The organism is Oryzomonas sagensis, from assembly GCF_008802355.1.
GTDB classification, from domain to species: Bacteria; Desulfobacterota; Desulfuromonadia; order Geobacterales; family Pseudopelobacteraceae; genus Oryzomonas; species Oryzomonas sagensis.
This window is the reverse complement of sequence record NZ_VZRA01000002.1, coordinates 425,489-450,646: the sequence shown is the minus strand read 5'-3', so window position 1 is coordinate 450,646 and position 25,158 is coordinate 425,489. Positions and strand designations below refer to the sequence as shown.

The window sequence follows — 25,158 nt, the reverse complement described above, 5'->3', positions numbered from 1 at the left end:
ATGCTGGAATTACAAGTGGATATGTGTTATAGAAAACCAATTACCCTAACTTCCGGAGCGACTGCATGAAAATCTGTATCTTTGGTGCCGGCTATGTGGGCCTTGTGGCGGCGGCCTGTTTTGCCGAAAGCGGCAACAGCGTCATCGCCGTTGATGTTGACAAATCCAGGATTGACGGCCTCAAAGAAGGCATCGTCCCGATCTACGAACCGGGCCTGAAAGAAATGATACTGCGCAACCAGGCCGAGGGTCGCCTTTCCTTTACCACCGAGATGGCCGAGGCGGTCCAGGCGTCCCTGGTCTGCTTCATCGCCGTGGGGACCCCTCCCGGCGAGGACGGCTCCGCCGACCTGAAATACGTTCTGGGCGTTGCCCGCAATATTGGCCAAGCCATGAACGGCTACAAGATCATCGTGGACAAATCCACCGTCCCGGTCGGCACGGCCGACAAGGTCCGCGCGGCCGTCAAGGAAGAGCTGGCCGCCCGCAACGTCGCCTTTGAGTTCGACGTGGTCTCCAACCCCGAATTCCTCAAGGAGGGAGCGGCCATCGACGACTTCATGAAACCGGACCGGGTGGTGATCGGCACCGACAACGTGCGCACCGCCGAGATCATGAAGGAGCTGTACGACCCCTTCATGCGCAAGCAGAACCGCCTGATCGTCATGGACATCCGCAGCGCCGAGATGACCAAGTACGCCGCCAACGCCATGCTGGCCACCCGCATCTCCTTCATGAACCAGATCGCCAACCTGTGCGATTGCATGGGGGCCGACGTGAGCGCCGTGCGCGAGGGGATCGGCTCCGACTCGCGCATCGGCTACGACTTTCTCTTCCCCGGCCCCGGCTACGGCGGCTCCTGTTTCCCCAAGGACGTCAAGGCCCTGATCAAGACCGCCGAGGAGTGCAATTACGACTTCCTGCTGCTCAAGGCCGTGGAGGACGTGAACGAGCGCCAGAAAGAGGTCCTGGCGGACAAGCTCATCACGGCCTTGGGCTCCCCGGACGAGGAGCAGCCGCTCACCGGCCGCACCGTGGCCTGCTGGGGCCTTTCCTTCAAGCCGCGCACCGACGACATGCGGGAAGCACCCGCCATCACCATCATCGAGCGTCTGCTGGCGGCCGGCGCCACGGTCCGCGCCCATGACCCGGAAGCGCTCAAGGAGGCCAAGAAGCACTTCGGCGACCGCATCGAATACAGCACGAACCAGTATGCGATCCTGGAAAACGCCGATGCCCTGGCCATCATCACCGACTGGAGCGAGTACCGCAACCCGGACTTCGACCGCATCAAGAGCACGCTGAAGAGTCCGCTCGTCATCGACGGCCGCAACCTCTACAAGCCTGACCGCATGGCGGCCGCCGGATTCCGCTACCTCCCCCTGGGGCGCTGCGGCGTCGGGATCTGCGGAGAGGTGAAATAATGCGTATCCTGGTCACCGGCGGCGCCGGATTCCTCGGTTCGCACCTGTGCGAACGGCTCCTTAGCGAAGGACACGACGTCATCTGCCTGGACAACTTCTTCACCGGCAGCAAGGACAACATCATCCACCTGATGGACAACCATCGCTTCGAACTGGTCCGCCACGATATCGTGGAGCCGATCCTTCTCGAGGTGGACCGCATCTACAACCTGGCCTGCCCCGCCTCGCCGGTGCATTACCAGTACAACCCGGTCAAGACCTTGAAGACCAGCGTCATGGGCGCCATCAACATGCTGGGGATGGCCAAACGGGTCAAGGCCCGCATCCTCCAGGCATCCACCTCCGAGGTCTACGGCGACCCCCAGGTGCATCCCCAGACCGAGGCCTACTGGGGCAACGTCAACCCCATCGGCATCCGCAGTTGCTACGACGAGGGGAAACGGGTGGCGGAAACCCTGATGATGGACTACCATCGCCAGAACAAGGTGGATATCCGCCTCATCCGCATCTTCAACACCTACGGCCCCCGCATGGCCGAACACGACGGCCGCGTGGTGTCCAACTTCATCCTCCAGGCGCTGCGCAACGAAGACATCACGGTCTATGGCGACGGTTCCCAGACCCGCTCTTTCTGCTACGTTTCCGACCTGGTGGAGGGGATGTGCCGCATGATGGAGTGCGACGACTTCACCGGACCGGTCAACCTGGGCAACCCGGTTGAAAATACAATCCTTGAGTTTGCCGAAAAAATCATTACAATTACAGGATCAAAGTCCAAGGTGATCTTCAGCCCCCTCCCCCAGGACGATCCCAAACAGCGCCGGCCGGATATTTCGTTGGCCGGGGAGCGGCTGGGGTGGAAACCCCAGGTGGAACTGGACGCGGGGCTGGCCAGGACGGCCGAGTATTTTGCCGCGCGGATCGGCAAAGGAGCTGTTCAAAAATGACATGGACGAAATTGCGCTCGGATTCAGGCCGGATTCGGTTGAACCGCTTGAGGAAAACCGCAGGCGTAGCCTGAGCTACGCAGAGGATTTTACGATTGAGGTTCGGCCAAAGACGGCCGGAAGATGAGATGCAGGATAGTCATGTTATATGTGAACGGCGCCAAAGGATGACCACGTGAACCTGCCTTTCCAGAAAAGGATATACCTCTTTCCCGCCGGATGCCTCGCATTCATCCTTTTCTTTACCGTTTTCGGCGACAAGGGGCTCCTGCGCATCTACGAGATTCGCCAGGACATCGTCGGCGTCGAGGAACGGCTGAACGGCACCAGGCTCGAAAACGAAAAGCTGAAACGGGAGATCGTCGCCCTCAAGTCCGACCGCCGTTACCTGGAAAGCATCGCCCGCAAGGATTTCGGGTTTGTGCGTTCGAACGAAGTGATCTACCAGTTCCCCCAGGAAAAGAAATAACCGAAATCCACCGTTTTCAGGATAGGTGCCATGTCACGACAAAGCTGCGCCGTCTGTGCCTGGCGCGAAACATGCGCCAAAAGATTCAGCGTCTCCGACGGAGGAGCGCACTGCCCCGACTTCTCCCGCGACGTCAGTATCCGTGACAGCGGCGAATAAACATCAAACAAGCCGATCGTAAGGAACCACCCACACAATGATGCGAAACAGAATTGCCGCCCTTGTCGAAACCGCCCTGCAGACCGCTGCCGCCGCAGAAGAACTTCTCTCGTCCCCCTTCCCCGCCGTTATCATCGGTACGCCGGACAACCCGGATCACGGGGATTTTTCCTGCAATATCGCCATGCAGATGGCCAAGGGCGAGCGTAAAGCCCCCCGCCAGGTAGCCGAGATCGTCATCCGCCACCTGGGCGACGGCAAGGGCCTCCTGGCCAAAACCGAGATCGCCGGCCCCGGCTTCATCAACCTGTTCGTCGCCCCAGGGGCCTGGCAGTCCGCACTCCTGGAGATCGAGAGCCAGGGCGCGGCCTTCGGCCGTACCGCGACCGGCACCGGGAAAAAGGTGCAGATCGAATTCGTCAGCGCCAACCCCACCGGGCCGTTGCACATCGGCCACGGCCGCGGCGCCGCCATCGGCGACACCCTCTGCCGCATTATGGGGGCCGCCGGCTGGGCGGTGACCCGTGAGTTCTACTACAACGACGCCGGTCAACAGATCAGCAACCTGGCGCTCTCCGTCCAGGCCCGCTGCCTCGGCATCGAACCGGAGGACCCCCGCTGGCCGGCCGACGGCTACCGGGGCGAGTACATCAAGGACGTGGCCAACGCCTATCTGGGCCGGGAGACCGTGGAGGCCAGCGACCAGCACACCATCGCCAACGGCGACCCCCACAACCTGGATGCCATCCGCACCTTTGCCGTGGCCTACCTGCGCCGGGAGCAGGACCTGGACCTGGCCGCCTTCGACGTGGCCTTCGACGTCTACTCCCTGGAATCGGCCCTGTACGCCGACGGCAGCGTCGACGAGGTGGTGCAAAGGCTCATCGCCAACAAGCACACCTACGAGCAGGACGGCGCACTCTGGCTGCGCACCACCGATTTCGGCGACGACAAAGACCGGGTGATGCGCAAGAGCGACGGCGCCTACACCTACTTCATCCCGGACGTGGCCTATCACCTGGGAAAATGGAAACGGGGCTTCACCCGGGTCATCAACGAGCAGGGGGCCGATCACCACAGCACCATCACCAGGGTGCGGGCCGGCCTGCAGGCTTTGGATATGGGCATCCCCCAGGGGTGGCCCGAGTATGTGCTGCACCAGATGGTGACCGTCATGCGCGGCGGCGAAGAGGTCAAGATCTCCAAACGGGCCGGCAGCTACGTCACCCTGCGGGACCTGATCGACGAGGTGGGGCGCGATGCCACCCGCTTCTTCTTCCTGATGCGCAAAGTGGACGCCCAACTGGTGTTCGACATCGACCTGGCCAAGCAGCAGACCAACGAGAACCCGGTCTACTACGTCCAGTACGCCCATGCCCGCATCTGCAGCATCTTCGAAAACGCGGCCGAAAAAGGGTTTACCGCTCCAGAGCATCCGGCAGCGGCAGCGCTGGCCTGCCTTTCCACCCCGGAGGAGTTGCAGCTCATCAAGCTTTTGTGCGCCCTGCCGGACACCATCGACGACAGCGCCGTCCACTTCGAGCCGCACCGCCTCACCTACTACCTGACCGAACTGGCCGGCTGCTTCCACAGTTTCTACAACAAGAACCGGGTCATCACCGAAGACACCGCCCTGACCGCCGCGCGCCTCTACCTGCTCAAACGCACCGCCCAGGCCCTGAAAAACGCCCTCACGGTCCTGGGAATATCAGCACCTGAACGGATGTAGCGGAGTCTCCCATGAGGATCGATTACAGCGAACCAAAGAAGTCATTCGTCACCCCACCCACCGGCAACCGTCCCCGCAAGGAGCCGGTGGCGCGGCTCTCGGTCATCATCGTCGTCACCGGCCTGGCCACCTTCGCCGCCGGTTTCGGCAGCGGCTGGTTCCTCTCCCAGCGGGCAGCCAAGAAATCGTTCCAGGCCGCCATGGAGCAGACCAGCCTGGAAAGCTCGCCGCGCCAGGACGCCGGAGCGGCCAAACCGGTGCCGCCCCAACCGGCAGCACCGACGCCCACCCAGCCGCCCCAGGCGGGTGCAACCCCGCCTTCCAACGGCCAGACCATGCCCGAACCGCCCTTGAGTTTCTACAAGACCCTGCCCAGCGGCCAGAAGAGCAACGTCATGGGGAGCGGCGTCAATGCCAAGGAAGAAAAGGGCAAACAGCCGCTCCAGGCCGCCATGCCGGCGAACGTGAACAGGCAGCCCCAGCAGGACGGCGGCGACGCGGCCAAACCGGCTGGCGAGAAGGCGCAGGCTCCGGAAAAACCGGCGCGGCGCGATGCGGGCGGTTTCACGGTGCAGGTCGCATCCTACAGCCTGAAATCCGAGGCAGAGGCCATGCGGAGCAAACTGGCGGGCAAGGGGTACAACGTCTTCCTCAGCGAGTCCAACCAGGGGGACAAGGGGACCTGGTACCGGGTACGGGTCGGCAGAAGGCTGGATCAGGACGCGGCCAAGGAATTGTCCGGCAAGATCGGCAAAGGAGCCATCGTCATCCCGGACAAGGATTGACGTATACCGCTTTTTTCGCCATCAACCATTTTTTCCATTGACAGCGGATTCAGTTTGGACTATAAATGGGATTCTTCAATTGACGCGGGGTGGAGCAGTCTGGTAGCTCGTCGGGCTCATAACCCGAAGGTCACAGGTTCAAATCCTGTCCCCGCAACCAAAACATTACAGCCAGTTGGCCCACAAAGCCAACTGGCTTTTTTGTTGGCCCGACGCAGGGGATACGATACGCAGTATAGAATCATTTCTCTTCAGCCTTAACCATATTCATTCCGATACAATCCCCGTCATGGGCATCTATGACAAGCCGGCACCAAAGTAATCAGGGAATACCGTAAGCTTCCCTGCCCATAGTTGGCCGCAGCCTTTACTCCGGTTCACCGGGCACGCGAGACTTTCGAGTAGAATCCACCTCGCTTTCAGAGCGCATCGATGCACGCCTGAATCGCAGCGAACAACTGTTTCAGTTCGACCGGCTTGACAAGGAAGTCCTGAACGTCGATAGCGGCGAACTCCTGCAAGTGCATCGTGTCATTACAACCGGACAAAACAATGAACTTCGTATCCGGCTTCAGACGCTTGATTTCCCCGGCCATCAGGACGCCGCTGATTCCCGGCAGGTTGATGTCGGTCACCACAATGTCGGGGTGATGCTCCCGGCAGAAATCTATCCCGGCTTCGCCGTCTTCCGCAACGTAGACGGCCATACCGGGAAATTTCCTGGCAGCCATGTCGCGGAGAATCATGCCGGATATGTGGTCGTCCTCGACGATCAAGATAACCCGCGCGGGCAATGTGCTACTTCCGGCTTGCATGTCAGACCTCGATCCTGAACTCCGCCCCCTTCGCGACGTTGCGCACCGTGATACGCCCCCCCATGTTCTTCTCGATGATCATCTTCGACAAAAACAGGCCTATGCCGGTTCCCTTCCCGAGTTCCTTGGTGGTGAAATAGGCATCGAAAATCCTGTCCATAATCCGGTCGTCGATGCCGCCGGCGTTGTCGGCGACGGTGAGGACGGCTTTCCCCCCCTCGGCCCAGAGCTGGATGCGTATCCGTTTGCCGGCCTTGGCCGATTCGGGGAAAGCGTCCCGGGCATTCATCAGCAGGTTCAGCAGCACCTGGCCGTACTCATTCGGATAGCCGTTGACGGAGGGGGCGCCGGTGGCGCTCCGGTCGATCGCGATGCCCTGTGCTTTGAAGTTGTCCTCAACGAGGTGGAGCACCTTGGTGACGACCGTATCCACCAGGAACTCCTTCTTTGCCTTGTCCGGAGCGCTGAACCAGCGAAAATCGTCAATGGTCTCCGACATGTGCCGGAGGGTCTCCATCGCCCTGTCCAGGTTCTCGTCGAACTGCTCCTTGTTCAAGTCACCCAGTTCGAGAGAGAGTCCGATCTGCTGGAGCAGGAGCCCGAGATAGTTCATCGGCTGGCGCCACTGGTGGGCGATGTTGTCAAGCATCTCTCCCATGGCCGCCAACCGCCCTTGCTGGACCATCAGGAGCTCGTTCTGCCGCAACTCTTCCAACGCCCGCAACCGGCCGGTCATCTGCTCCCGTTCACGGTCGGCCGACACGGCGAGTTGGGCGGTCCGCTCGACGACCCGCTGCTCCAGTTCTTCCCGCGACTTGTGGAGTGCCGCTTCCGCCTCCTTGCGTGCGGTAATGTCCACCAGTGCGACGAGACATTCATTCCCCTGTCCGACGGCTGCGGCCTCGGCCTGCACCACAAGCTGCCGGCCTTTCCCCGCCTTGAGCGCCAGTTCGCACGACACCGTCCCCTGGTCCGAAAACGTCTTTGCCAGGAAATTGGCGCAGGTTGCGAGATATTCGTCGGCAACGAACTGGCAGAAGCGCCGTTTTATCAAGCGGGAGCGCTCCATCCCGAGCAGGACCGCTCCCGTCAGGTTGACGGACCGGATCGCCATGTCCCGGTCGAGGGTGCAGTAGCCGACCGGGGCGAAGTCGTACAGGAGGGCGTACCGGTCCCGGGAGACCCGCAGTTCTTCGTGGGAGTGTTGCAGTTCCTCGTTCTGCATCTCAAGCTCGACCTGGTGGACCTGCAGTTCGTGGAGGAGCTTCAGGGTATCGACCTCCGTCTCCGGGGGGGGCGCAGCCGGGACGGAACCGTTGAGGAACTTTTCGGCCCGGCGGCGGAGCCGGGGCGTCCCGGCCTTTCCGTCGGAGGAATCATCCATTCTTCTGCGCCCCCTCGTACCGCCGGATCTGCGCCCGCAGTTCCTCTTCCAACTGCTTGAAGGAGGAGATGTCGGTCATGGTGATCACGACCCCGTCGATCACGTCGCCCACGGTCCGGTACGGCAGGATCCGGGCCGAGAACCAGCGGCCGTCGGTGGTGGAAACCTGCTTTTCGGAAAAGACCAGGGTCCTAAGCACGTTCTCGGCGTCTGCGGTCAACTCCGGATAGGAGAGCTCGTTGACGATGTCGGAGAGGGGGCGCCCCACGTCGCTCGGGATCAGCTTGAACAGCTTGCTGGAGGCGTTGGCGAAGCGGCGGATGTTCAGCCGGCTGTCGAGGAAGATGGTGGCGACCTCGGTGCTGTTCAGGAAGTTCCGCATGTCGTCGTTTAAGTGGGAGAGCTCGTCCACCTTGGCCTGCTGCTCGGAGTTGACCGTCTGGAGCTCCTCGTTCATCGACTGCATCTCTTCCTTGGAGGTGGTCAGTTCCTCGTTGGTCGACTGGAGTTCCTCGTTGATCGACTGGAGTTCCTCGTTGGACGCCTTCAGCTCCTCCTGGGAGGTCTGCATCTCCTCCCGGGTGGTCTGGAGCTCCTCCCGGTTGACCCGCAGGCTTTCCTGGGCCTGCTGGAGCTCCGCCTCCAGTTCGGTGATCCGGGCGCTCACGGCGTCCTTGGCCTTGCCGGAGCGCTTCCGGGGGGGGGGCTGGCAGGTAAGGACATCCCGGAAGACGACCATCACCATCCCCCGCAACTCCGGCTCGTCCAGCTTCTGGACGACCAGGTCAATGGTCTGGCTGCCGCCCTGAGGGCCGACCCGAATGTTCTGCACGACCAGCGGATCGCTCTGGTGCTGGGCCTTCTGGAAGGTACTGAACAGCTCGGCGCGGAGCCCCTCCCGCGCCATGGCGAAGAGATTGAAGTTCGCCTTCCCGACCGGCGGTTCCAGGTATTTCCCGGTTCGGGCGCTGAGGTAGACGATGTCCCCCTCGTGCGTGGCCAGTACGGCGGGGGGGGAATACTTCTGCAGCAGGACCCGGTCGGCCAGGATCTGGAGGTTGATGTCCGGTTTCACGGCGGGCGGCTCTTTGAAGCTCCCCGGGGCGGGGGGAGGCATGGTCGAGGGGAACGAGACCACGTTCGGCCGGTTGATGCTGTAATCACGCCGGAAGAGCCGCATTTTGGCGTTGAGGGAGCTGAACATGTCCGAGCTGACGCCGAGCGTCTCGGCGCTGCCGAGGAACAGCACGCCCCCGGGGTTGAGGGCGTAGTGGAAGAGCGGCAGGAGCTTCTTCTGCATCTCCACGTCCAGGTAGATCAGGAGGTTCCGGCAGACGAGGAAGTCAAGCTTGGTGAAGGGGGGGTCGGTGATAACGTTCTGGGTGGCGAAGGTGACCATTTCCCGGATCTCCTTGTTGATCCGGTACCCTTCATCCTCCTTGGTGAAAAACCGGTTGAGCCGCTCCGGCGAGACGTCGCCGGCGATGTTCGGGAGGAACATTCCGAGCCGGGCCTTGTCGATGGCGTCCCGGTCGAGGTCGGTGGCGAAGACCTGCAGGGTGTAGTGGGACTGGGGCTTGAGCTCCTCCAACGCCTCCTTGAACACGATGGCCAGGGAATAGGCTTCCTCCCCGGTGGAACACCCCGCCGACCAGGCCCTGAACACCCCCCCGGACGGCTGTTCGGCCAGAAGCGCCGGGATGACGTCGCTCTTCAGGTGGTCCCAGGCGACCGGGTCCCGGAAGAAGCTGGTCACGCCGATCAGGAATTCCTTGAAGAGGAGATCCAGCTCCTGGCGGTTCGCCTGGAGGAAGCGGACATAGGAGGCGATGGCGTCGATCTGGTGGATGCCCATCCGCCGCTCGATCCTGCGGTAGAGGGTGCTCTTCTTGTAGAGGGAGAAATCGTTGCCGGTCTCCGACCTGAGGAGGATGACTATCTTATCGAGGGCGGAGAGGTCCCTCTCTTCGAGCTTCGCTTTCGGGACCGCCCCGTGCGGGGCGTGCTGGAGGACTTCGATGATTCTCCCGGCGAGAACCTCCGCGCGGGCCACGATGTCCGCAAGGCCGAAGCTGATGGCCGAGTTCGGCATGCCGCTGAACTTGGCCGATTCCGGGTCCTGCACCAGGGCCAGCCCCCCCTTCTCCTTGATCGCCCTGAGGCCGAGAGTACCGTCCGAGCCCATGCCGGAGAGGATGACGCCGATGCTCCGTTCCTTGCAGTCGTCGGCCAGGGAGCGGAAGAAGTGGTCGATCGGGAGGCGCAGGCCCCGGGGCTCGGCCGCCTCGAACAGGTGGAGGACGCCGTGGAGGATCGACATCTCCCGGTTGGGGGGGATGACATAGACGCAGTTCGGCCTGACCCGCATCCGGTCCCTGACCGGCACCACTTCCATCTTGGTGGTCCGCTGGAGCAGTTCGGGGAGCATCCCGACGTGGTCGGGGTCGAGGTGCTGGATGACGATGAAGGCGAGGCCGCTGTTCGGCGGCGTCGGCTCCAAAAACTGGGTCAGCGCCTCCAACCCTCCGGCCGACGCGCCGATAGCGACGATCGGGAAGGATACTTCGTCACGTTTCTGTTCCTGTTCGGGTGCCGCTGCGTGCTCGGCAGCGTCTGTTTTCCGGGTGCCGCCTTTATTCCCGACATTTTTCATATGCTGTTTCCTTGGAAGTTATTGTACCCAAATACTAAACGATGCAAACAATATGTCAACTTTTGCGATATGTTCGGATGATACACGCTTGAGACATCATGCCGGGCCGGCCACGGGGCCGAAGCGGCCGAACGGTACGGCAAGACCGGCAAACTCACGGTTGAGAACGATTTTTTGCCACTCCGCCGGACTGAAAATGTGTTCTGGGGGGCGTTTTCAGCCCCTGCCATTTTGGCATGTGCGAGTCTGTCCCCCCATCCCCGGACTCTCGCCCCACACGGTAGCACGCCCTTTGCCCGGTTTGTGGCGAAAAAAATGGGATATCGCCCGGCACGATATTTCAATCTGTATATTCTCAGTTATACTAGCAGAAAAGAGAGGCGGATCGGATCAGTAACGTGCCGAAACCGGCGCCGCATCTCCATGCCGGCAGGGAGATGCGGCATAACACCCGGGATTCCCCACCAATCATAATTTTGACATCATCAAGGAGCCGCCCATGATTGCTCCAGCCAAACAGATGTTGGCATGCTTGTCGCTGCTGGTCTTCAGCCCCATGTTACCCCATGCCCAGGCAGCCGATGTGCCCTCCCCCCCCCCGTCAACGGTCCCCTCTGCGCTAGCCGCCAGTCCTCAAAATGCAGAGAGGACAGGCCAGCCGCCCCCGCAACTTTTTCTTTCGCGGGGATACGCCGTTGCCCTGGCCGTCTACAGGAATATCGACCTGCGGATCGAGGCTCTTAACTTCAAAATGGCCGAAACCGACACCGCCAGGAGCTGGGGCATCTACAACCCGGTCTTGAGCGCCACCGGTACCGGCGGGGTTACGGCCATTCCGGGGGATCCCTTCTTTTCGGCCAGGACCTTGAATGCCACGGTCGGCGTGACCCAGAACCTCCCCACCGGAGGCAGCATTGGCGCCACAACCCAGACCGGTTACTTCAGCGTTGACAGCTCCGGGGCGGCCTCGAAGAACTGGCAATCCACGGCCGGCCTCACCCTTACCCTGCCGCTGTTGAAGAATGCCGGCCGGGAAGTCGTGGAGCTGAACATCACCCTGGCGGCCAGCACCCAGCAGGATTCCCTGGAACGGTTTCGCGCCACCACCATGGAAATGGTTTCCAATGTCATCACTGCCTACAATCACCTCTATGTCCTGCGGCAGACTATGGAAACGCGGGTGGCCGCCCTGACGTCGGCCCAGAAGCTTCTGGACGAGGTCAGGAAAAAATCGACGCCGGAACCTGTTCAGGGTATGGAGCTCGCCAACGCGGAATTTGCCGTTGCCCAACGCCGGAAAGATCTTGTCGAGGCTTCGCGCAGTGTCAAGGATCAGGAGATTAACTTCCGTTACCTGATCGGCCTGGACTCGCCGACCCAGATCATTCCCAGCGATCCCCCTTCCCGGGACGAACCGCAGGAAACGGACGAACAGGCGGTCAAGGCGGCTCTGGAATATCGCAGCGACCTGAAACAGCTGCATTTGAGCCTCAAAACAGCCCAACTGCAGGAGCGGGTCAACCGGCGCCAGTCGTGGCCGGATCTCTCGCTCACCGGCGGTGGCGGGCTCACCGGGTCAGGATTCCACTTCGGCGAAAGTTATCAGCAGATCGGGGGCCATCCGGGCAGCTACTGGAATGTCGGCATGCAATTCAGCGTACCGCTGGGCAACACGGCCGCGGCGAACGACTACCGCAAGAGCAGGATCAGGACCGAACAGGTCCAGGATCAGATCAGGGCCCTGTCGTGGAAGATCCGCAACGACGTCGGGTCCGACATGCGGGCGCTCATATCGGCACGCCTGCAGATGCAATTGTCCGACAGGTCGAGTCAGCTGGCCGAGCAACGCCTCGCGGAATACCGCAAGAACAACCAGGCCGGCAGCGCCACGCTCCAGGATGTCCTGAATGCCGAAAACGACTGGAATTCCGCCCGCAATGCGCAACTGGAAGCATCCGAAACCTTTTCCAATGCCGTAACCAAGCTCTGGAAGGATGCGGGGTTGCTCCTCGATCGCCACGGCATTCACATCGACACCTCCCATCCGGATAAACTGACAGGGGGCCAACAGCAGAATCCGGCCCTCCTGGTAGAGCCTCCCCCACCCGCCGCTCCGCCGGTATCGCCAGCATCGCCGGCAGTGCAGGGAGAGCCCCACCCCCCAAAGGTTGCGCCTTCCGCTACGCCGGCAGCGAGTATCACGGAGCAGAAACCGACAACGGGCGATAAGGTGAAGCCACCCGCCACCGCACCTGCGCCGGCCCCTGCCGCCCCCCACAGGTACACGCTCACCATCGGCGAATACGAGACAAAGTCCGCCATGGCCGATGCCGTAAGGAGGATAAAGCGCGCAGGGCTCACACCGCTCGTAAAACGCGGGCCGACGAAAACGGAAGCGTTCATTCGCCTCCATATCGCCGACCATGCGGATCGGAAAATGGCCCAGCGGGAGATTGGCAGGCTGCGCAGGTTCAAGGCGGAAGGGTTTGCCATAAAAGACAAGGAGGGGACATTCACCGTGTATGCCGGCTCATACCGCAATCAGAAACAGGCCAGTATTGAGCAGGAGCGACTCGCAGCTCTCGGCGTCACAACCGTTCTCAAAAATGATACCGTTCAGATTTCGACGTTTCTGCTTACGGTCGGCAATTTTGCATCCCCACGGGAGGCGGCCGCGGAGTATGGGGCAAGACTGGAAAAACAGGGTTTGAAGGCCGTCATTACGAAGAATACGGAATAACAACCGGCCATGGTTGCGCATGAGGGGAATTGCGGATTTTCCGCACCCGAGGCATTTTCCGACAGTACGCACAACGAGTACCCATGAGACAACTCATCGCGCGACATCATCACCAGATCGGTGAATTCATAAAATTTGTGCTCGTCGGCCTGTTGAATACGGGGGTCGACGTCGTGATCTTTTTCCTGCTGACACGGGCTGGCATCCCCTACGTGCCGGCGCAGGTGGTTTCCTACTCCTGTGGAGCCGCCAACAGCTATCTGCTCAACAAAGTCTGGACATTTCGCTCCTGCGGCCTCTCTTATGCCGAGGTCATCCGTTTCGCAACCGTAAACCTGGTCTCGCTGGGGATTTCGGTCATTGCACTCAGCCTGCTCCACGACGCGGCCGGCCTGGGGCTGGCTGCGGCCAAAGGAGGAGCGACCGTCACCGCCCTGGCGGCAAATTTTCTGGGCAACAAACTCTGGGTATTCAGATAGACGGGAGGTCACATGACAGGGGAATGGTGGGTTATAACGTCGCTCTGCTGCGGGATCTTCCTCTTGGGGGCCTGGATGGCGGCCGGGAGGGCGGATCGTCATAAAACGGAAGCGCCCGCGTCCCTTGGCAGCACCTTGACCCTGCTCCTGACCGGAGCCGCGCTGCTGCGGGTGGCATTGGCGGCAACGACCAGAGGCTACGCCGCCGACATCGGGACCTTCAGCGCCTGGGCGGCGCACGCAGCCGACGGCCTGACCTCCTTCTACTCCCCCGGCTACTTCGCCGACTACCCTCCCGGCTATATCTATCTGCTCTGGCTGGTCGGCAAACTGCGGCTTGCGCTGGGGATCGATTTCGACACCCCCGTTTTTCTGGTACTGCTCAAGCTTCCGGCAATCCTGGCGGACATCGCCACCGCAGGGCTGTTCTTTCGCCTCGGTCGCCGCTACGGGAACGCCACTGCCGCATGGTTTCCGGCGGCGCTCTACGCGTTCAATCCCGCCGTCATCCTCGACTCGGCGGTCTGGGGGCAGGTGGACAGCGTCCTGACGCTTCCGATCCTCTTGGGGGTGATGCTGCTGGAAACCAGCCCGGCCGGGGCCGGGGCCTCTTTTGCCGCGGCGCTCCTGATCAAACCTCAGGCTCTTATCTTCGCCCCCCTCCCGCTCCTCTGGTTCGGCACCCGGTTCCTGCGCCGCGAACGGCATGCCATGGCGGATTTCCTGGTGTTCAGCGGCACGGCGATCGCCGTTTTCTGCCTGGTCATCCTCCCCTTTGCCCTGAACGAAAGCCCTGGCTGGATCATCTCCAAATACGTCAGCACCCTGGCCTCCTATCCCTACGCCACCCTCAATGCCTTCAACCTGTTCGCCCTGACCGGCGGGAACATCGCACCCGTGGGACAGCGGTTCCTCTTCCTCTCCTACGGTGCCTGGGGCAACATCTTCATCGTCGGGACCGTACTCTTCACGACCGCGGTCATGCTGCGCGGCCAAGCGCCGTCCCGCCTCTGGTATGCGCCCCTGTTCCTCTCGGCATCGGTCTTCGTCATGTCGGCGAAGATGCACGAACGTTACCTCTTCCCCGCCCTGGCCCTGGCCCTGGGGTTCCATATCATGAGCCGCGACCGGCTGGCCCTGCTCCTCTTCGCCGGGTTCAGCACGACCCAGTTCCTCAACGCAGCCCAAGTTCTGGCGTTCAGCCACGACAACATCTATGCCGTCCCGCGGCTCGACCCGCTCTTGCTGACGGTATCCCTGGTCAACCTGATCCTCTGGCTGCTGCTCGTTCGGGCCGGATACCGACGCTACGTCGCCCAAACTCTCCCTGACCCGGATCAGGCCGCCAGGGGGTAATGCTCCTCATCCTTCTCGGGGATGACTACCGCTTTCGCCGGCGTCTCGGCCCGGGCAAAGTTCACTTCTTCCCGCACCACGTAGAGCGGACGCCCCTTGGCCTCGTCATAGATCCTGCCGATATACTCGCCGATGATCCCCAGCATCATCAGGACCACGCCGTTGAAGAAAAGGGTCACCGCCATCATGGATGCCCAGCCGGTCACCGTCGCGGTGGTGAAGAGCTTCAGGTAGAGCACCACCAGGAGGTAGGCGAACCCGCCGAGGGAGACGGTGCTCCCGATATACGTCGCCACCTTCAACGGTTTGTAGGAAAACGAGGTAATGGCGTCGAAGGCAAAACGGAGCATCTTCTTGAGCGGATACTTGGTCTCGCCCGCAAAGCGCTTTTCCCGGACGAACTCCACGCCGGTCTGCCTGAACCCGAGCCAGCTGATGATCCCGCGCACATAGCGGTTGCGTTCCTTGACGCGCTTCAGGGCGTCGCACACCTTGCGATCGATGAGGCGGAAATCCCCCGTATCCACCGGGATCTCCACATCGGTCAGCTTCTGGAGGATTCGGTAGAAGGCGGCCGAGGTGAAGCGTTTGAAGAGGGTCTCGCCCTTGCGCTGGGCGCGCTGGCCGTAGACGACATCAAAACCCTCGCGCCACGTGGCGATCATCTCCGGGATCACCTCGGGGGGGTCCTGGAGGTCGGCATCGATGACGACCACCGCGTCGCCCGAGGCGTAGTCCATGCCGGCCGTGATGGCGGTCTGGTGGCCGAAATTGCGGGCAAAATCGATCAGGCGGACCGTGGGGTCGCTTTTGCAGATGTCGCGAATGATGACCGGAGTGGCATCGCGGCTGCCGTCATTGACGAAGATCACCTCATAGGGTTCGTCCAGCCCCTCCATGACCCCCTTGAGCCGCGAATAGGATTCATGGATCACCGCTTCTTCGTTATATACCGGGACTACTACGGAAATTACGGTCTTTTTCATAATATCGCCTTTCTTCATGCGGGCCTGTCCCCGCAACAACGGTTGTTGATCAGGTCGCGTGCCGCTCACGCGGTGCAACGGTTAAAAGAGCCAGGTCGGAAGCCATCTGAGCGCGGCCACATAGGCCTGCGGAACCTGCAGTCCCGACAGGACCGGGTAAAAGATGATAAAGAGCCCGGCCGCGATACCCAGATATCCCCAGGTTGCGGCGCGGAAGCGCGGATGGCCTGCTTCCAGGCTCCTCACGGTCGCCACGATGCAGAGGATCATAAAGGGTATCGTGGAGAAAAAATGGTAGATGAACGCCAGCCGGTTTATGCCGACCCACGGCAGGTACTGGAAGAGCAGCGCCGCCAGCACGGCCCCCATCCTCGGGTCGCGTCTCTTCACGGCAAAAAAGGCGGCGGAGACGACGCAAGGCATGCCCAACCAGAAGATGGCGGGGTTGCCGAAGGAAGCGATGGTGGAGACGGTTCCGGCGGGGAGCCCCTCCCCGGTGTACATCCACATTGGCCGCAGGTCCAACGGCCACGACCACCAGGGCGAGGAAAAGGGATGGGTGGCCTGGAGCGTCCGGTGGTAGTTCAGCATGTGGGCCTGGAGGCGGAAGACATCAATCAAATCGTGCCCCGGACCGGGCAGGGCCAGGTACGGCACATAGGCCAGGAGATAGATCAGGGCCGGCACCACGCCGAATGCGACCAGGCAGACGGCAAACCGGCGCAGGAGGAATCCGGTCGCCCCCCAGACCGCGGGGAAATCCCGTTGCCGCAACTCCGTTGCCGTCCGAAGGACTACCAGCAGGGCCACACCGCAGCCGGCATAGAGCGCAATCCACTTGCAGGCCGCCCCGATACCGAAGGCGACTCCTGCCAGCAGCAGCGTCAGGTTCACATCCCGTCGGGGACGTTCCCCCCCTTCCGGGAACAGGTCGAGGATGACGTAGTACATCACCAGGATGAAGAAGACCCCGTAGACATCGATCACCGCGACACGGCTCTGGGCGAAGCGCATGAATTCGACCGTCAAGAGAAATGCGCTGCTGAAGGCATAAAAGCGGTTGCGGAAGAGCTTGAGGCCGAAGAGATACATCAGCGGCACCAACGCGACCCCGAAAAGCGTCCCCACGATCCGCCAGCCAAAAGGGTTCATCCCGAAGAGGGCGATGCCCGAGGCGATCAGGAGCTTGCCCAGCGGCGGGTGGGTCGTCTCGTAGGGTTCGATCCGGTGGAGCATCTCCCAGGCGCTCCGGGCGTGATAGATTTCGTCGAAGTAGAAACCGGTCGTAAAGGATGGCGCGTACTCGAAGGACGACTGCTCGTCGATGAGGTTTTCCACTTTGCCCTGGTCAGCGGCGGAGACATTTTTCCGGGCGATCCTGAGGCCCGCCAATGGGGCCCGGCTCCCCTTTTCGATAAGGGCGATCTCATTCAGCCGTCCGCCGGAGGTGTCTGCCGTGAGGCGGACGGCGCTGGTCCGTGCGGCAACCTCGCTGAATTTCCAGACTCCCGAGTTATCCTTGGTGAAGGTGGTTACATCGACAAAGACCCCGGCCGGGTTGCGCACGGCAAAGGTGAACCGGCTGCCGTCGCCGCTTCTGTCATTGATGCCGCAGTAATAATAGATACGGGAAAGCTCCACCTCGCGGCCGAGTTCGATGGTCGCGCTTTCGCCGGCTTTCGCGGCTTGCCAGCCTGTTTCCGGGGCGACATGGCCGCCGAGATTGATGAGGGAAACCGACAGGCAGACAAGCGTCAGCGCCGCCATCACGGCAACGTCGCGCCGCCCGAGCCTCTCCCGCGGTGCAGCGGATGTGGCAGGAATATCCGGCACCCTTTCGCCCGCATCCTGGCTGCGGCGCCCGAGGATGACGCCTGCCGCCACGAGCAGGACCCCGAAACAGCCCAGTGCGGCAATGACAGCCCCCCCTGTGCCGCCATGGCTCGCGGAAGACGCCGGTGGCTGCAACGAGGCGATCGTGATGCCTGCCGGCGGGTTGCCGACCTTTTCCACCGTTACGTCCCTGAACCGGGCCGTGCCGCTGTTCAGACTCCCGTATCCGCCGATACCGACCGTAACGAAGAGCTTATGCTGGTCCGGTCCCGTCCTTCCGTAAAACTCCAGCGTCTGCCATTCGGTGCTGCTGCCCTTGATGTCAGGGGAGCCCTCCAAGATACCCGAAACAGAGATTCCGGCCCCCCGGGCCCCTGATCCGATATGTTCGCCACGGGCCCGGCAGGCGAAGCGATAGAGCGTCTGCGGCTCCACAGCGACTTCATGTACGAAACGCGCATCGTTGGGGGCTGACGCAACGATCTGGAGCTGTACGCCATCCTGCCCCCGCTCGATCTCGAAACGGGCAGCGCCGTTCCTGCCGGAGCCGGCGTTCCAGTCGTACTTCGTCCACTGGTGCGCGCTCAGCGATCCGCCGGGGGATTGCGGCTCCCCGGCAAAAAGGAGTGGGGACGTCATCAGCAGCAGGAGCGTCGTCAAAAATGCTCGTAATAATCCGCTCATCTTTTCAACCCTTCGTGAGTAACAGCAGGCCCAATAAAAAAGCCGGGGCCCATATCGGTAAAGATATTTCGGCATCCCGGCTGTCTCGGTGAGACCCTGTAGGCTTTCCGCCCCACCCTTGCGGATGGTTGAGTAGTATCGTGTATCCTGCCAATATTATATTGTTTTTACAGTTTATTGTCCCATAAGCGGCACAATAAAACAATTCCCTTCCTGCCTCCCCAACTCTATCGTTGGCCTGCCCCGATGCAAACAATACATGATGAGAAAAGACCGGGAGAGCCGTACAGCTCTCCCGGTCGGAGTGATCCCGGCGTCAGCAGGTCTGAGAGGCCGAGTTGTCCGGCAGTTGGGCCATGGTCGGAAAACCGGCGGCGCAAAAACTGCGGGAACGGTTACTGACCACTGACAATCGCGGTAAGCTGGGCGACACTCAGGGTGGAGAGGAAGCCCATGCCACCGAGATTAGAAGCGATTGCCGCCTGGACCTGGGCGAGGGTCACGCCCTGCTTCGAGGAGCCGTGGCATCCAGCGCAGGTGGCATTATACTGAGTCCAACTGAGTGTCGGAGCCGGGGTCGGAGTGGGGACCGGAGTAGGAGTAGGCGTCGGCTTCGGTGTCGGAGTCGGAGTAGGAGCCGGAGTAGGAGTAGGAGTAGGAGCCGGGGTCGGAGTCGGAGTCGGCTTCGGAGTAGGAGTTGGAGTAGGAGCCGGGGTCGGAGTCGGAGTCGGCTTCGGAGTAGGTGTTGGAGTCGGTGCAGGGGTAGAAGTAGGCCTCGGAGTCGGGGTAGGAGTAGGCCTCGGAGTCGGGGTAGGAGTAGGCTTCGGAGTAGGAGCAGGTGTAGAAGTAGGCCTCGGTGTGGGGGTCGGATATGTCCTGTGTTCCCGCTCACCATAACCGTTGCGCGAGTCGTCCCTTCCACCATAATAATAGTCGGCTAAACCGGCAGAAGCGAGTCCCGCCACGAGAAGACTGCTGATGCTGCACACTGCAACGAACTTCCTGGACTTACAATACATAGGTCTTTCCTCCATCATCTTTGTTGTTTTGTACACGTTTGTACTCGGTGGTGGTCACTGCGTTTACTGTTGAAAAACGTCAACCATGCAATCTTAAACCGCTGCATCCCTCCTTGTGGCTGCCCTCGGTTGTTTCCGTGTCCGGACACAAAAACAGCCGGGGACCGAAGTGAGGTGACATTTCGGCAACCCGGCTGTCTCGGTGAGACCCTGTAGGCTTTCCGCCCCATTCTCGCAAATGGTTTAGTATTATCGGCTATCGCCTTGTTGAGTAGTCGACGAGAAGAAAATAAAAAAACAGCCGGGGCCAAATATCTTTGCGATATTTCGGCAACCCGGCTGTCTCGGTGAGACCCTGTAGGCTTTCCGCCCCACCCTTGCGGATGGTTAAGTATTGTCGTCTATCTACTACTCAACAAATTTTCTTTATATTTACACTTTTGCCGGCATCCTGTCAACAATTTTCTAAAGCAAAATAATCAACTATAAAACCAATGAATTATAAAGCAATCTGCTACAGTTTTTACCCCTGATCCGGCATAACCACTGACGGTTCACGAAAGCGCCCCGCTACCCGGACCGATATACCGTAGCCGTGATGGGTGCCGGTAGCGTTGCTATTACAGCATATCATTCTCGATGACAAACCGGGTAAGCTCGGCATTGTTTTTCATGTTCAGTTTGCGAAGGATGTGGGCGCGGTAGGTACTAACGGTTTTGACGCTTAGGGAAAGCTCGACGGCAATTTTGCCGACCGTCTTCCCGGAGGCGATCAGGTTCATCACCTGGTATTCCCGGTTGGAGAGGCTATGGAGGAGATCCTGTCCATTGGGGTCGCTGATAACGGTGACGAGTGATTCCGCCAGGGCGGCACTCACATATTTTTTCCCCATTGAAATCTTCTGTAACGCATCGAGGAGGTCCTTGGAGGGGCTTCCCTTGGTCAAGTAGCCGGATGCCCCTGACTTGTACGCGCGGAGCGCGTACTGTTCTTCGGGATGCATGCTGAGTACGAGAACCGGCAGCCTCGGCTTGATGTTCTTCATCTCCACCAGGGCATCGAGCCCGTTCCTGCCGGGCATGGAGATATCGAGAACCACCATGTCGTAGTCGTTGCTCTGCACCTTGCTCAGTAGTTCCTGCGTGTTGACCGCCTCATCGACAACGGTCATGTCAACCGTCGAAGCAACAACCATCTTGAGCCCTTCCCGGAATATTGCGTGATCATCCGCTACAAGAATCCTCGTGGGCATTACGTTCCTCCTTCCTTCCCAATGGGACGCGTGCAAAGAGTATGGTCCCACGGTGCAGGGAACCACAGATCCTCAGTTTGCCTCCGAACGCCTCGGCCCGTTCCCGCATCCCTGCTATACCGAGAGAGAAATGGGCCTTCTTTTCCTCTTCGGTAATGCCCCGGCCATCATCGCGCACCGCCAGGGTCAGCCACCCCTTCCGTACCGCCAGGTCCGCCTGGATGCGCGTCGCGCCGGAATGGCGAACGACATTGGTCAGCGCTTCCTGGAAGATCCGGAAAATCGCCGTTGACAGGTTCCGATCCAGCTTCTTTTCCATCGGTTGCATGTTGATCGTGCAAGGGATTCCGCTCATCTTCCGGAACTCCTGGGCCTGCCACTCCATGGCATCGGCAAGCCCCAGCAGATCAAGCATCACGGGCCGTAGCCCCGCAGAGATGCGTTGCACGGTCATGATCGACGAACTGACCAACTGCTCCATTTGCTTGGCCCTGGCCACAAGCTGTTTGTGGTCGCGGTATTCCAGCGCTATGAGCGACACGTTCAGTTGGAGGGACGCCAGCATCTGCCCCAGTTCGTCGTGGATCTCCCGCGCAACGCTCGCCCGCTCTTCTTCCCGGATGGTCACGAGATGGGACGCGAGTATCCGCTGCCGCATCAGTGAATCTTTCAGCGTCTCCTCCCATTTCTTATGCCGGGAGGCTTCTCTCGAACATTCCTGTTTTGTCCGGGCCAGTTCTTCGGCCAACGCCTGCATCCGCGACTCCGGATTACCCGTGGGCCTGCCCACCCACTCGTCGGGCGCCCTCTGGTCGGTAATGTCGATCATTGCGACAAGGCATTCATCACCCGACGTACTGCTTCCCCCCTCGAAACGGATAACAGAGCAGTTTCCCTCCTTCACGAGCTCCACCTCGCAGTCGGCTTGCCGTCTTTCCCCCAACAACTTACCGGCAAAGTCCAGGTAGAGTTGGCGTGCGGCATCCGGGACAAACTGCTCCAACCGCAGGCCGACCAGTTCGGAAGGTCCGCTCCCCAATATTTTGGCGCCCGCCCGGTTGACAGTGCGAATGCACCCGTCCGGCCCGAGGATGACGCCGCCGACCGGCGCAAGATCGAACAGTTCCTTGTATTCCTGCAAGACCTTTTCCGTCTCGTTCACGGACCGGAGAAGCTCGGCATTCCGCATCTCCAGTTCGTTCCTCTGCGCCTCAAGTTCAAGCCACCACATCTGTGTCCCACCCTTCGCTCGGGCCGGGGGCGCTATCGACACGGAGCCCGGCTGAGATGCCTCCCTGCGGGGCCTCATTTTTGAGGATGGGGTTGTCGAATTCCCATTATTGTTTGTTTCCACGGCAACCTCACATGCCCGCTGCAAGCAGTGGACATAGTGTTTACATTATGCCAGATAAACAATCGTTTGTCTCAAACCGGAACAATTTTTCCAGGCAGGCCGCCCCCGGAGCAAGGCGGGCGAATGACGCAAAAGGAGGAGGTTCACCGGTTCACGCGACTCGGCCGAAATTGTTTGCTTTTCCTATTAGATAACATGCCGTTTCCGAAGATTAAATGAGCAGATGTCCGTATTTGCACTAGGAGAACCGGATGAAATTCGTAGGTTGTTCTCCCGATTGCGTTAAGTGTTTGTCCTATCAGCTCCGTTTTTGGGCAAGCCCCGGCAATAAATAAGATAACGACCCAGCAACCGTGTTCCAAACACTGATGCAAAAATCGGACATCTTCCGCTACATGGAGCCCGGCGTGCTGGATTATACTTTGAACTCATGATTAGTTCGGCGAATGGCCGTAGAGGACACAACAGAAAGGAGAGAATTATGAAGATAGTCGCGGCGACTCTACTCAGTTTCTTCGCAATAGTAGTGATTATGGCACACCTGTGGGGTTCCGAGGCGTTGGCCCAATCCAGCTACTTCACCAGCCAGGGATGCTCCGGCTGCCATTCCTCGCCGGTCGTTGCCACCTGCAACGGGTGCCATGCCCACGGCACCCATCCGAGCAGCGCCAAGAGCTCCATCAATGTGGCGGGCACAACCAACAAGAGTTCCTACGCCCCGGGCGAGTTGGTAACGGTCACCATTACCGGCGGCTACCGCACCGGCTGGTTCCGGGCCGTGCTTTATGACCAGAACAGCGTCGAGTTGACGCGCTCCACCGGCAATGACAGCGGCATGGGCAACTCGGCCACCTACCCCGCGACCCTGAGCGCGCCTGCACCGGCAACGCCGGGCACCTACACCTGGAAGGTCGGCTGGTACGGCAACCAGTACGACGCCGGGGGAGCGGCCTTCGGTTCCGGCTGGACCCCAGACGCCAACAACCCTGACCATGGCTCCGAGATCGTGAATATCGCCGCCCCCTTTACCGTTGCCCCGGCCACCCTGCCGGCGCCCACGATCAGTTCGGTGGCTCCCAACAACCTCGTACAGGGGGCTGCCGGCCAGACCGTCACCATCGCCGGCACCAACCTGAGCGGCGCCGCGGTAAGCTTCAGTAACAACGGGATCACCGCCGGAACGGCTACCGGGACCGCCACGTCCATCAGCCTGCCGGTCAGCGTGGCAGCCACCGCCGCCATCGGCACCGGGACGGTCACCGTCACCACGGCCGGGGGCAGTGCCTCCAGCACCTTCAACGTCACCGCCAGCCCCGCCGTGACGCCGACGATCAGTTCGGTCTCCCCCAACAGCCTCGCCCAGGGAGCTACCGGTCAAACCATCGCCATAACCGGCACCAACCTGAGCGGCGCCACGGTGAGCTTCAGTAACGGCGGGATCACCGCCGGCACAGCCACCGGGACCGCCACCGCCATCAACGTACCGGTCAGTGTCGGGGCCGCCGCTGCTATCGGTGCCGGGACGGTCACCGTCACCACGGCCAACGGCAGCGCCTCCAAGGCCTTCAGCGTCACCGCCAGCGCCGTTCCGCTACCGGCAATCAGTTCGGTCTCCCCCAACAGCCTCGTGCAGGGGGCAGTCAATCAGGTCGTCACCATCGCGGGCGCCAACCTGGCCGGCGCAGCGGTAAGCTTCAGCAACAGCGGGGTTACCGGCGGTACGGCCACCGCCACCGCCACCGCCACCTCGGTCAGCCTGCCGGTCAACGTCGCCGCCAATGCCGCCGCCGGCGCCGGAACCGTCACCGTCACCACGGCCGGGGGGAGCGCCTCCAGCGCCTTCGGCATTACGATACGGTCAAGCGCCCCGACACTTACGGTCTCGGCTCTTTCCGACGGTTCATATACCAACAATGCCACGCTCAACATCAGCGGCAGCGTCAGTGCCGGCACCCAGTCCGTCACCGTCAACGGCCAGAACGTCACCATCATGTCCGACGGCTCCTTCTCCACCGCCATCACCCTGATTGCCGGGGCCAACACCATTACGGTCATCGCCACCGACAGCGCCGGCAACCAGAAAAGCGATACCCGCACCATCAACTATGATCCGGCTGCTCCGGTACTGACGGTTGCGGCCCCCATCGACAACAGCACCACGACATCGTCATTCGCCGCCGTGACCGGCAGCGTCAACGAAACCTCCACGGTGGCTATCACCACCAACGGCGGCAGCCCCCAATCCGCCACCATGAGCGGCAACAATTTCAGCGCCTCCGTCAATCTGGCGCCGGGCGTGAATACCATCACTATCGTGGCGACCGACCTGGCGGGCAACACCTCCAGCGTCAAGCGGACAGTGTCATACGATACATCCAAGTTCACACTGGCGGTCACCAATCCCGCCCAGGACATGACCACCAGCCGTTCCTACCTGATCCTCTTCGGTACGGTCACCAACAGTACCAAGGAGATCACCGTGGCTATCACCATGGCCGGCAAAACGTACACCCAGTTGGTGACAAACGGCATTTTCAGGCAGCGGCTTACCTTTACCAGCGCCAAACTGTACACCATTACCGTCACCGCGACGGATGCCTCCGGCAACAGCAGCACCGTAACCCGGAACGTGATTTACCGGCCCGCCAAAAGTGGTGAAAATGAGTATGAAAGTCGGAGCAGCGAAGGGAGTTCCACCGGTACGAGTACGGACACCGTGAACACGGGAGGTACGGCCACCGGCACCACGTCCCATCCCTTTGGCTGGACCAATCCGAAGAGCAGCCATCCCACGTATGTGGAGAAAAACGGCGTGAGCAGTTGCATCAGCTGCCACAGCATCGATTCCGCCTCCAAAGGCCAGCCACTGAGTTGCTACAATTGTCATGGCAAGAGGTGGTAGCGGCGGCTTTAGACCGCCATGGCGACGAATGAACCTGAGAGAACGGAATGAAATGAGTGGCAGATCCGCATGGTGATGTCCTCTGCCCAAGGTCTGACGAGGCCGTTTGCCGGTGCAAACGGCCTCGTTTTTATCCCCCTGGGGACCGGCATGGCTCAGGCAACACCGTTCACCTCTCCTGTTGCTG

Annotated in this window: 17 protein-coding genes, 1 tRNA gene and 3 riboswitches; of the genes, 11 read left to right on the top strand and 7 right to left on the bottom strand. The window is 60.9% G+C overall.

Annotation, left to right across the window (positions count from 1 at the left end; all coding sequences use genetic code 11):
• Window positions 1-65: 65 nt before the first annotated feature.
• The 7 genes from F6V30_RS09930 to F6V30_RS09905 all read left to right on the top strand — a co-directional run bounded on the left by F6V30_RS09930 (window position 66) and on the right by F6V30_RS09905 (window position 5,673).
• A complete protein-coding gene (locus tag F6V30_RS09930) occupies window positions 66-1,424 on the top strand; it encodes a UDP-glucose dehydrogenase family protein (protein ID WP_151156814.1) in 1,359 nt (452 codons plus the stop codon).
• Complete coding sequence (locus F6V30_RS09925; protein ID WP_151156813.1) at window positions 1,424-2,371, top strand: UDP-glucuronic acid decarboxylase family protein; 948 nt, start codon at window positions 1,424-1,426, stop codon at window positions 2,369-2,371. Before F6V30_RS09930 ends, F6V30_RS09925 begins: the two co-directional genes overlap by 1 nt.
• Window positions 2,372-2,546: 175 nt before the next feature.
• Window positions 2,547-2,840 carry an FtsB family cell division protein gene (locus tag F6V30_RS09920; protein WP_151156812.1) on the top strand — a complete coding sequence of 98 codons (294 nt, stop codon included), beginning with the start codon at window positions 2,547-2,549 and terminating at the stop codon, window positions 2,838-2,840.
• 30 nt (window positions 2,841-2,870) lie between these two features.
• On the top strand, window positions 2,871-2,999 hold the full coding sequence (locus F6V30_RS17450) for a hypothetical protein (protein WP_275938138.1): 129 nt from the start codon (window positions 2,871-2,873) through the stop codon (window positions 2,997-2,999).
• Window positions 3,000-3,039: 40 nt separating this feature from the next.
• Window positions 3,040-4,728 carry an arginine--tRNA ligase gene (argS, locus tag F6V30_RS09915; RefSeq protein WP_191965660.1) on the top strand — a complete coding sequence of 563 codons (1,689 nt, stop codon included), beginning with the start codon at window positions 3,040-3,042 and terminating at the stop codon, window positions 4,726-4,728.
• An 11-nt stretch (window positions 4,729-4,739) separates the two neighbouring features.
• Window positions 4,740-5,513 (top strand): SPOR domain-containing protein, encoded by a 774-nt coding sequence (locus tag F6V30_RS09910; protein ID WP_151156810.1) that lies wholly within the window; start codon window positions 4,740-4,742, stop codon window positions 5,511-5,513.
• An 83-nt stretch (window positions 5,514-5,596) separates the two neighbouring features.
• Window positions 5,597-5,673, top strand: a tRNA-Met gene (locus F6V30_RS09905).
• A gap of 259 nt (window positions 5,674-5,932) precedes the next feature.
• On the opposite strand, the gene F6V30_RS09900 is transcribed toward F6V30_RS09905, so the two are convergent.
• Genes F6V30_RS09900 through F6V30_RS09890 form a run of 3 tightly spaced genes read right to left on the bottom strand, consistent with a single transcriptional unit; the run spans window position 5,933 to window position 10,365 of the window.
• Entirely contained in the window at window positions 5,933-6,328 is a 396-nt protein-coding gene (locus F6V30_RS09900; RefSeq protein ID WP_151156809.1) for a response regulator transcription factor, read from the bottom strand.
• Window position 6,329: 1 nt separating this feature from the next.
• Window positions 6,330-7,712 (bottom strand): PAS domain-containing sensor histidine kinase, encoded by a 1,383-nt coding sequence (locus F6V30_RS09895; RefSeq protein WP_151156808.1) that lies wholly within the window; start codon window positions 7,710-7,712, stop codon window positions 6,330-6,332.
• Window positions 7,705-10,365 carry a chemotaxis protein CheB gene (locus F6V30_RS09890; protein WP_151156807.1) on the bottom strand — a complete coding sequence of 887 codons (2,661 nt, stop codon included), beginning with the start codon at window positions 10,363-10,365 and terminating at the stop codon, window positions 7,705-7,707. Before F6V30_RS09890 ends, F6V30_RS09895 begins: the two co-directional genes overlap by 8 nt.
• Before the next feature lie 499 nt (window positions 10,366-10,864).
• Between F6V30_RS09890 and F6V30_RS09885 the strand changes: the two genes are divergently transcribed.
• The 3 genes from F6V30_RS09885 (at window position 10,865) to F6V30_RS09875 (ending at window position 14,940) form a co-directional block, all read left to right on the top strand.
• A complete protein-coding gene (locus tag F6V30_RS09885; protein WP_151156806.1) occupies window positions 10,865-13,105 on the top strand; it encodes a TolC family protein in 2,241 nt (746 codons plus the stop codon).
• 83 nt (window positions 13,106-13,188) lie between these two features.
• The gene (locus F6V30_RS09880) at window positions 13,189-13,584 is read left to right on the top strand and encodes a GtrA family protein (protein ID WP_151156805.1); all 396 of its coding nucleotides are present in this window, start codon (window positions 13,189-13,191) and stop codon (window positions 13,582-13,584) included.
• A 12-nt stretch (window positions 13,585-13,596) separates the two neighbouring features.
• Window positions 13,597-14,940, top strand: a complete 1,344-nt coding sequence (locus F6V30_RS09875) for a hypothetical protein (RefSeq protein ID WP_151156804.1) — start codon at window positions 13,597-13,599, stop codon at window positions 14,938-14,940.
• Here the strand turns inward: F6V30_RS09875 and F6V30_RS09870 are convergent.
• The 4 genes from F6V30_RS09870 to F6V30_RS09850 all read right to left on the bottom strand — a co-directional run bounded on the left by F6V30_RS09870 (window position 14,922) and on the right by F6V30_RS09850 (window position 21,946).
• The gene (locus F6V30_RS09870; protein WP_191965650.1) at window positions 14,922-15,926 is read right to left on the bottom strand and encodes a glycosyltransferase family 2 protein; all 1,005 of its coding nucleotides are present in this window, start codon (window positions 15,924-15,926) and stop codon (window positions 14,922-14,924) included. The two genes, F6V30_RS09875 and F6V30_RS09870, sit on opposite strands and share 19 nt — an antisense overlap.
• Before the next feature lie 81 nt (window positions 15,927-16,007).
• Complete coding sequence (locus F6V30_RS09865; protein ID WP_191965649.1) at window positions 16,008-18,443, bottom strand: phospholipid carrier-dependent glycosyltransferase; 2,436 nt, start codon at window positions 18,441-18,443, stop codon at window positions 16,008-16,010.
• A gap of 67 nt (window positions 18,444-18,510) precedes the next feature.
• Window positions 18,511-18,587: riboswitch (cyclic di-GMP riboswitch) on the bottom strand.
• A 1,056-nt stretch (window positions 18,588-19,643) separates the two neighbouring features.
• Window positions 19,644-19,720, bottom strand: a riboswitch (cyclic di-GMP riboswitch).
• 68 nt (window positions 19,721-19,788) lie between these two features.
• Window positions 19,789-19,865: riboswitch (cyclic di-GMP riboswitch) on the bottom strand.
• 217 nt (window positions 19,866-20,082) lie between these two features.
• Entirely contained in the window at window positions 20,083-20,715 is a 633-nt protein-coding gene (locus tag F6V30_RS09855; protein WP_151156802.1) for a response regulator, read from the bottom strand.
• Window positions 20,687-21,946: a sensor histidine kinase gene (locus tag F6V30_RS09850; protein ID WP_151156801.1), complete on the bottom strand. Its 1,260-nt coding sequence runs from the start codon at window positions 21,944-21,946 to the stop codon at window positions 20,687-20,689. Before F6V30_RS09850 ends, F6V30_RS09855 begins: the two co-directional genes overlap by 29 nt.
• A gap of 604 nt (window positions 21,947-22,550) precedes the next feature.
• On the opposite strand from F6V30_RS09850, the gene F6V30_RS09845 reads away from it, so the two are divergent.
• Window positions 22,551-24,971 carry a DUF5011 domain-containing protein gene (locus F6V30_RS09845; RefSeq protein ID WP_151156800.1) on the top strand — a complete coding sequence of 807 codons (2,421 nt, stop codon included), beginning with the start codon at window positions 22,551-22,553 and terminating at the stop codon, window positions 24,969-24,971.
• Window positions 24,972-25,158 lie beyond the last annotated feature (187 nt).

Bases quoted from the DNA above. Each gene is read 5' to 3' on its own strand.
- F6V30_RS09930 (WP_151156814.1), top strand. From the start codon at position 66: ATGAAAATCTGTATCTTTGGTGCCGGCTATGTGGGCCTTGTGGCGGCG.
- F6V30_RS09925 (WP_151156813.1), top strand. From the start codon at position 1,424: ATGCGTATCCTGGTCACCGGCGGCGCCGGATTCCTCGGTTCGCACCTG.
- F6V30_RS17450 (WP_275938138.1), top strand. From the start codon at position 2,871: ATGTCACGACAAAGCTGCGCCGTCTGTGCCTGGCGCGAAACATGCGCC.
- argS (WP_191965660.1), top strand. From the start codon at position 3,040: ATGCGAAACAGAATTGCCGCCCTTGTCGAAACCGCCCTGCAGACCGCT.
- F6V30_RS09910 (WP_151156810.1), top strand. From the start codon at position 4,740: ATGAGGATCGATTACAGCGAACCAAAGAAGTCATTCGTCACCCCACCC.
- F6V30_RS09900 (WP_151156809.1), bottom strand. From the start codon at position 6,328: ATGCAAGCCGGAAGTAGCACATTGCCCGCGCGGGTTATCTTGATCGTC.
- F6V30_RS09895 (WP_151156808.1), bottom strand. From the start codon at position 7,712: ATGGATGATTCCTCCGACGGAAAGGCCGGGACGCCCCGGCTCCGCCGC.
- F6V30_RS09890 (WP_151156807.1), bottom strand. From the start codon at position 10,365: ATGAAAAATGTCGGGAATAAAGGCGGCACCCGGAAAACAGACGCTGCC.
- F6V30_RS09885 (WP_151156806.1), top strand. From the start codon at position 10,865: ATGATTGCTCCAGCCAAACAGATGTTGGCATGCTTGTCGCTGCTGGTC.
- F6V30_RS09880 (WP_151156805.1), top strand. From the start codon at position 13,189: ATGAGACAACTCATCGCGCGACATCATCACCAGATCGGTGAATTCATA.
- F6V30_RS09875 (WP_151156804.1), top strand. From the start codon at position 13,597: ATGACAGGGGAATGGTGGGTTATAACGTCGCTCTGCTGCGGGATCTTC.
- F6V30_RS09870 (WP_191965650.1), bottom strand. From the start codon at position 15,926: ATGAAAAAGACCGTAATTTCCGTAGTAGTCCCGGTATATAACGAAGAA.
- F6V30_RS09865 (WP_191965649.1), bottom strand. From the start codon at position 18,443: ATGAGCGGATTATTACGAGCATTTTTGACGACGCTCCTGCTGCTGATG.
- F6V30_RS09855 (WP_151156802.1), bottom strand. From the start codon at position 20,715: ATGCCCACGAGGATTCTTGTAGCGGATGATCACGCAATATTCCGGGAA.
- F6V30_RS09850 (WP_151156801.1), bottom strand. From the start codon at position 21,946: ATGTGGTGGCTTGAACTTGAGGCGCAGAGGAACGAACTGGAGATGCGG.
- F6V30_RS09845 (WP_151156800.1), top strand. From the start codon at position 22,551: ATGAAGATAGTCGCGGCGACTCTACTCAGTTTCTTCGCAATAGTAGTG.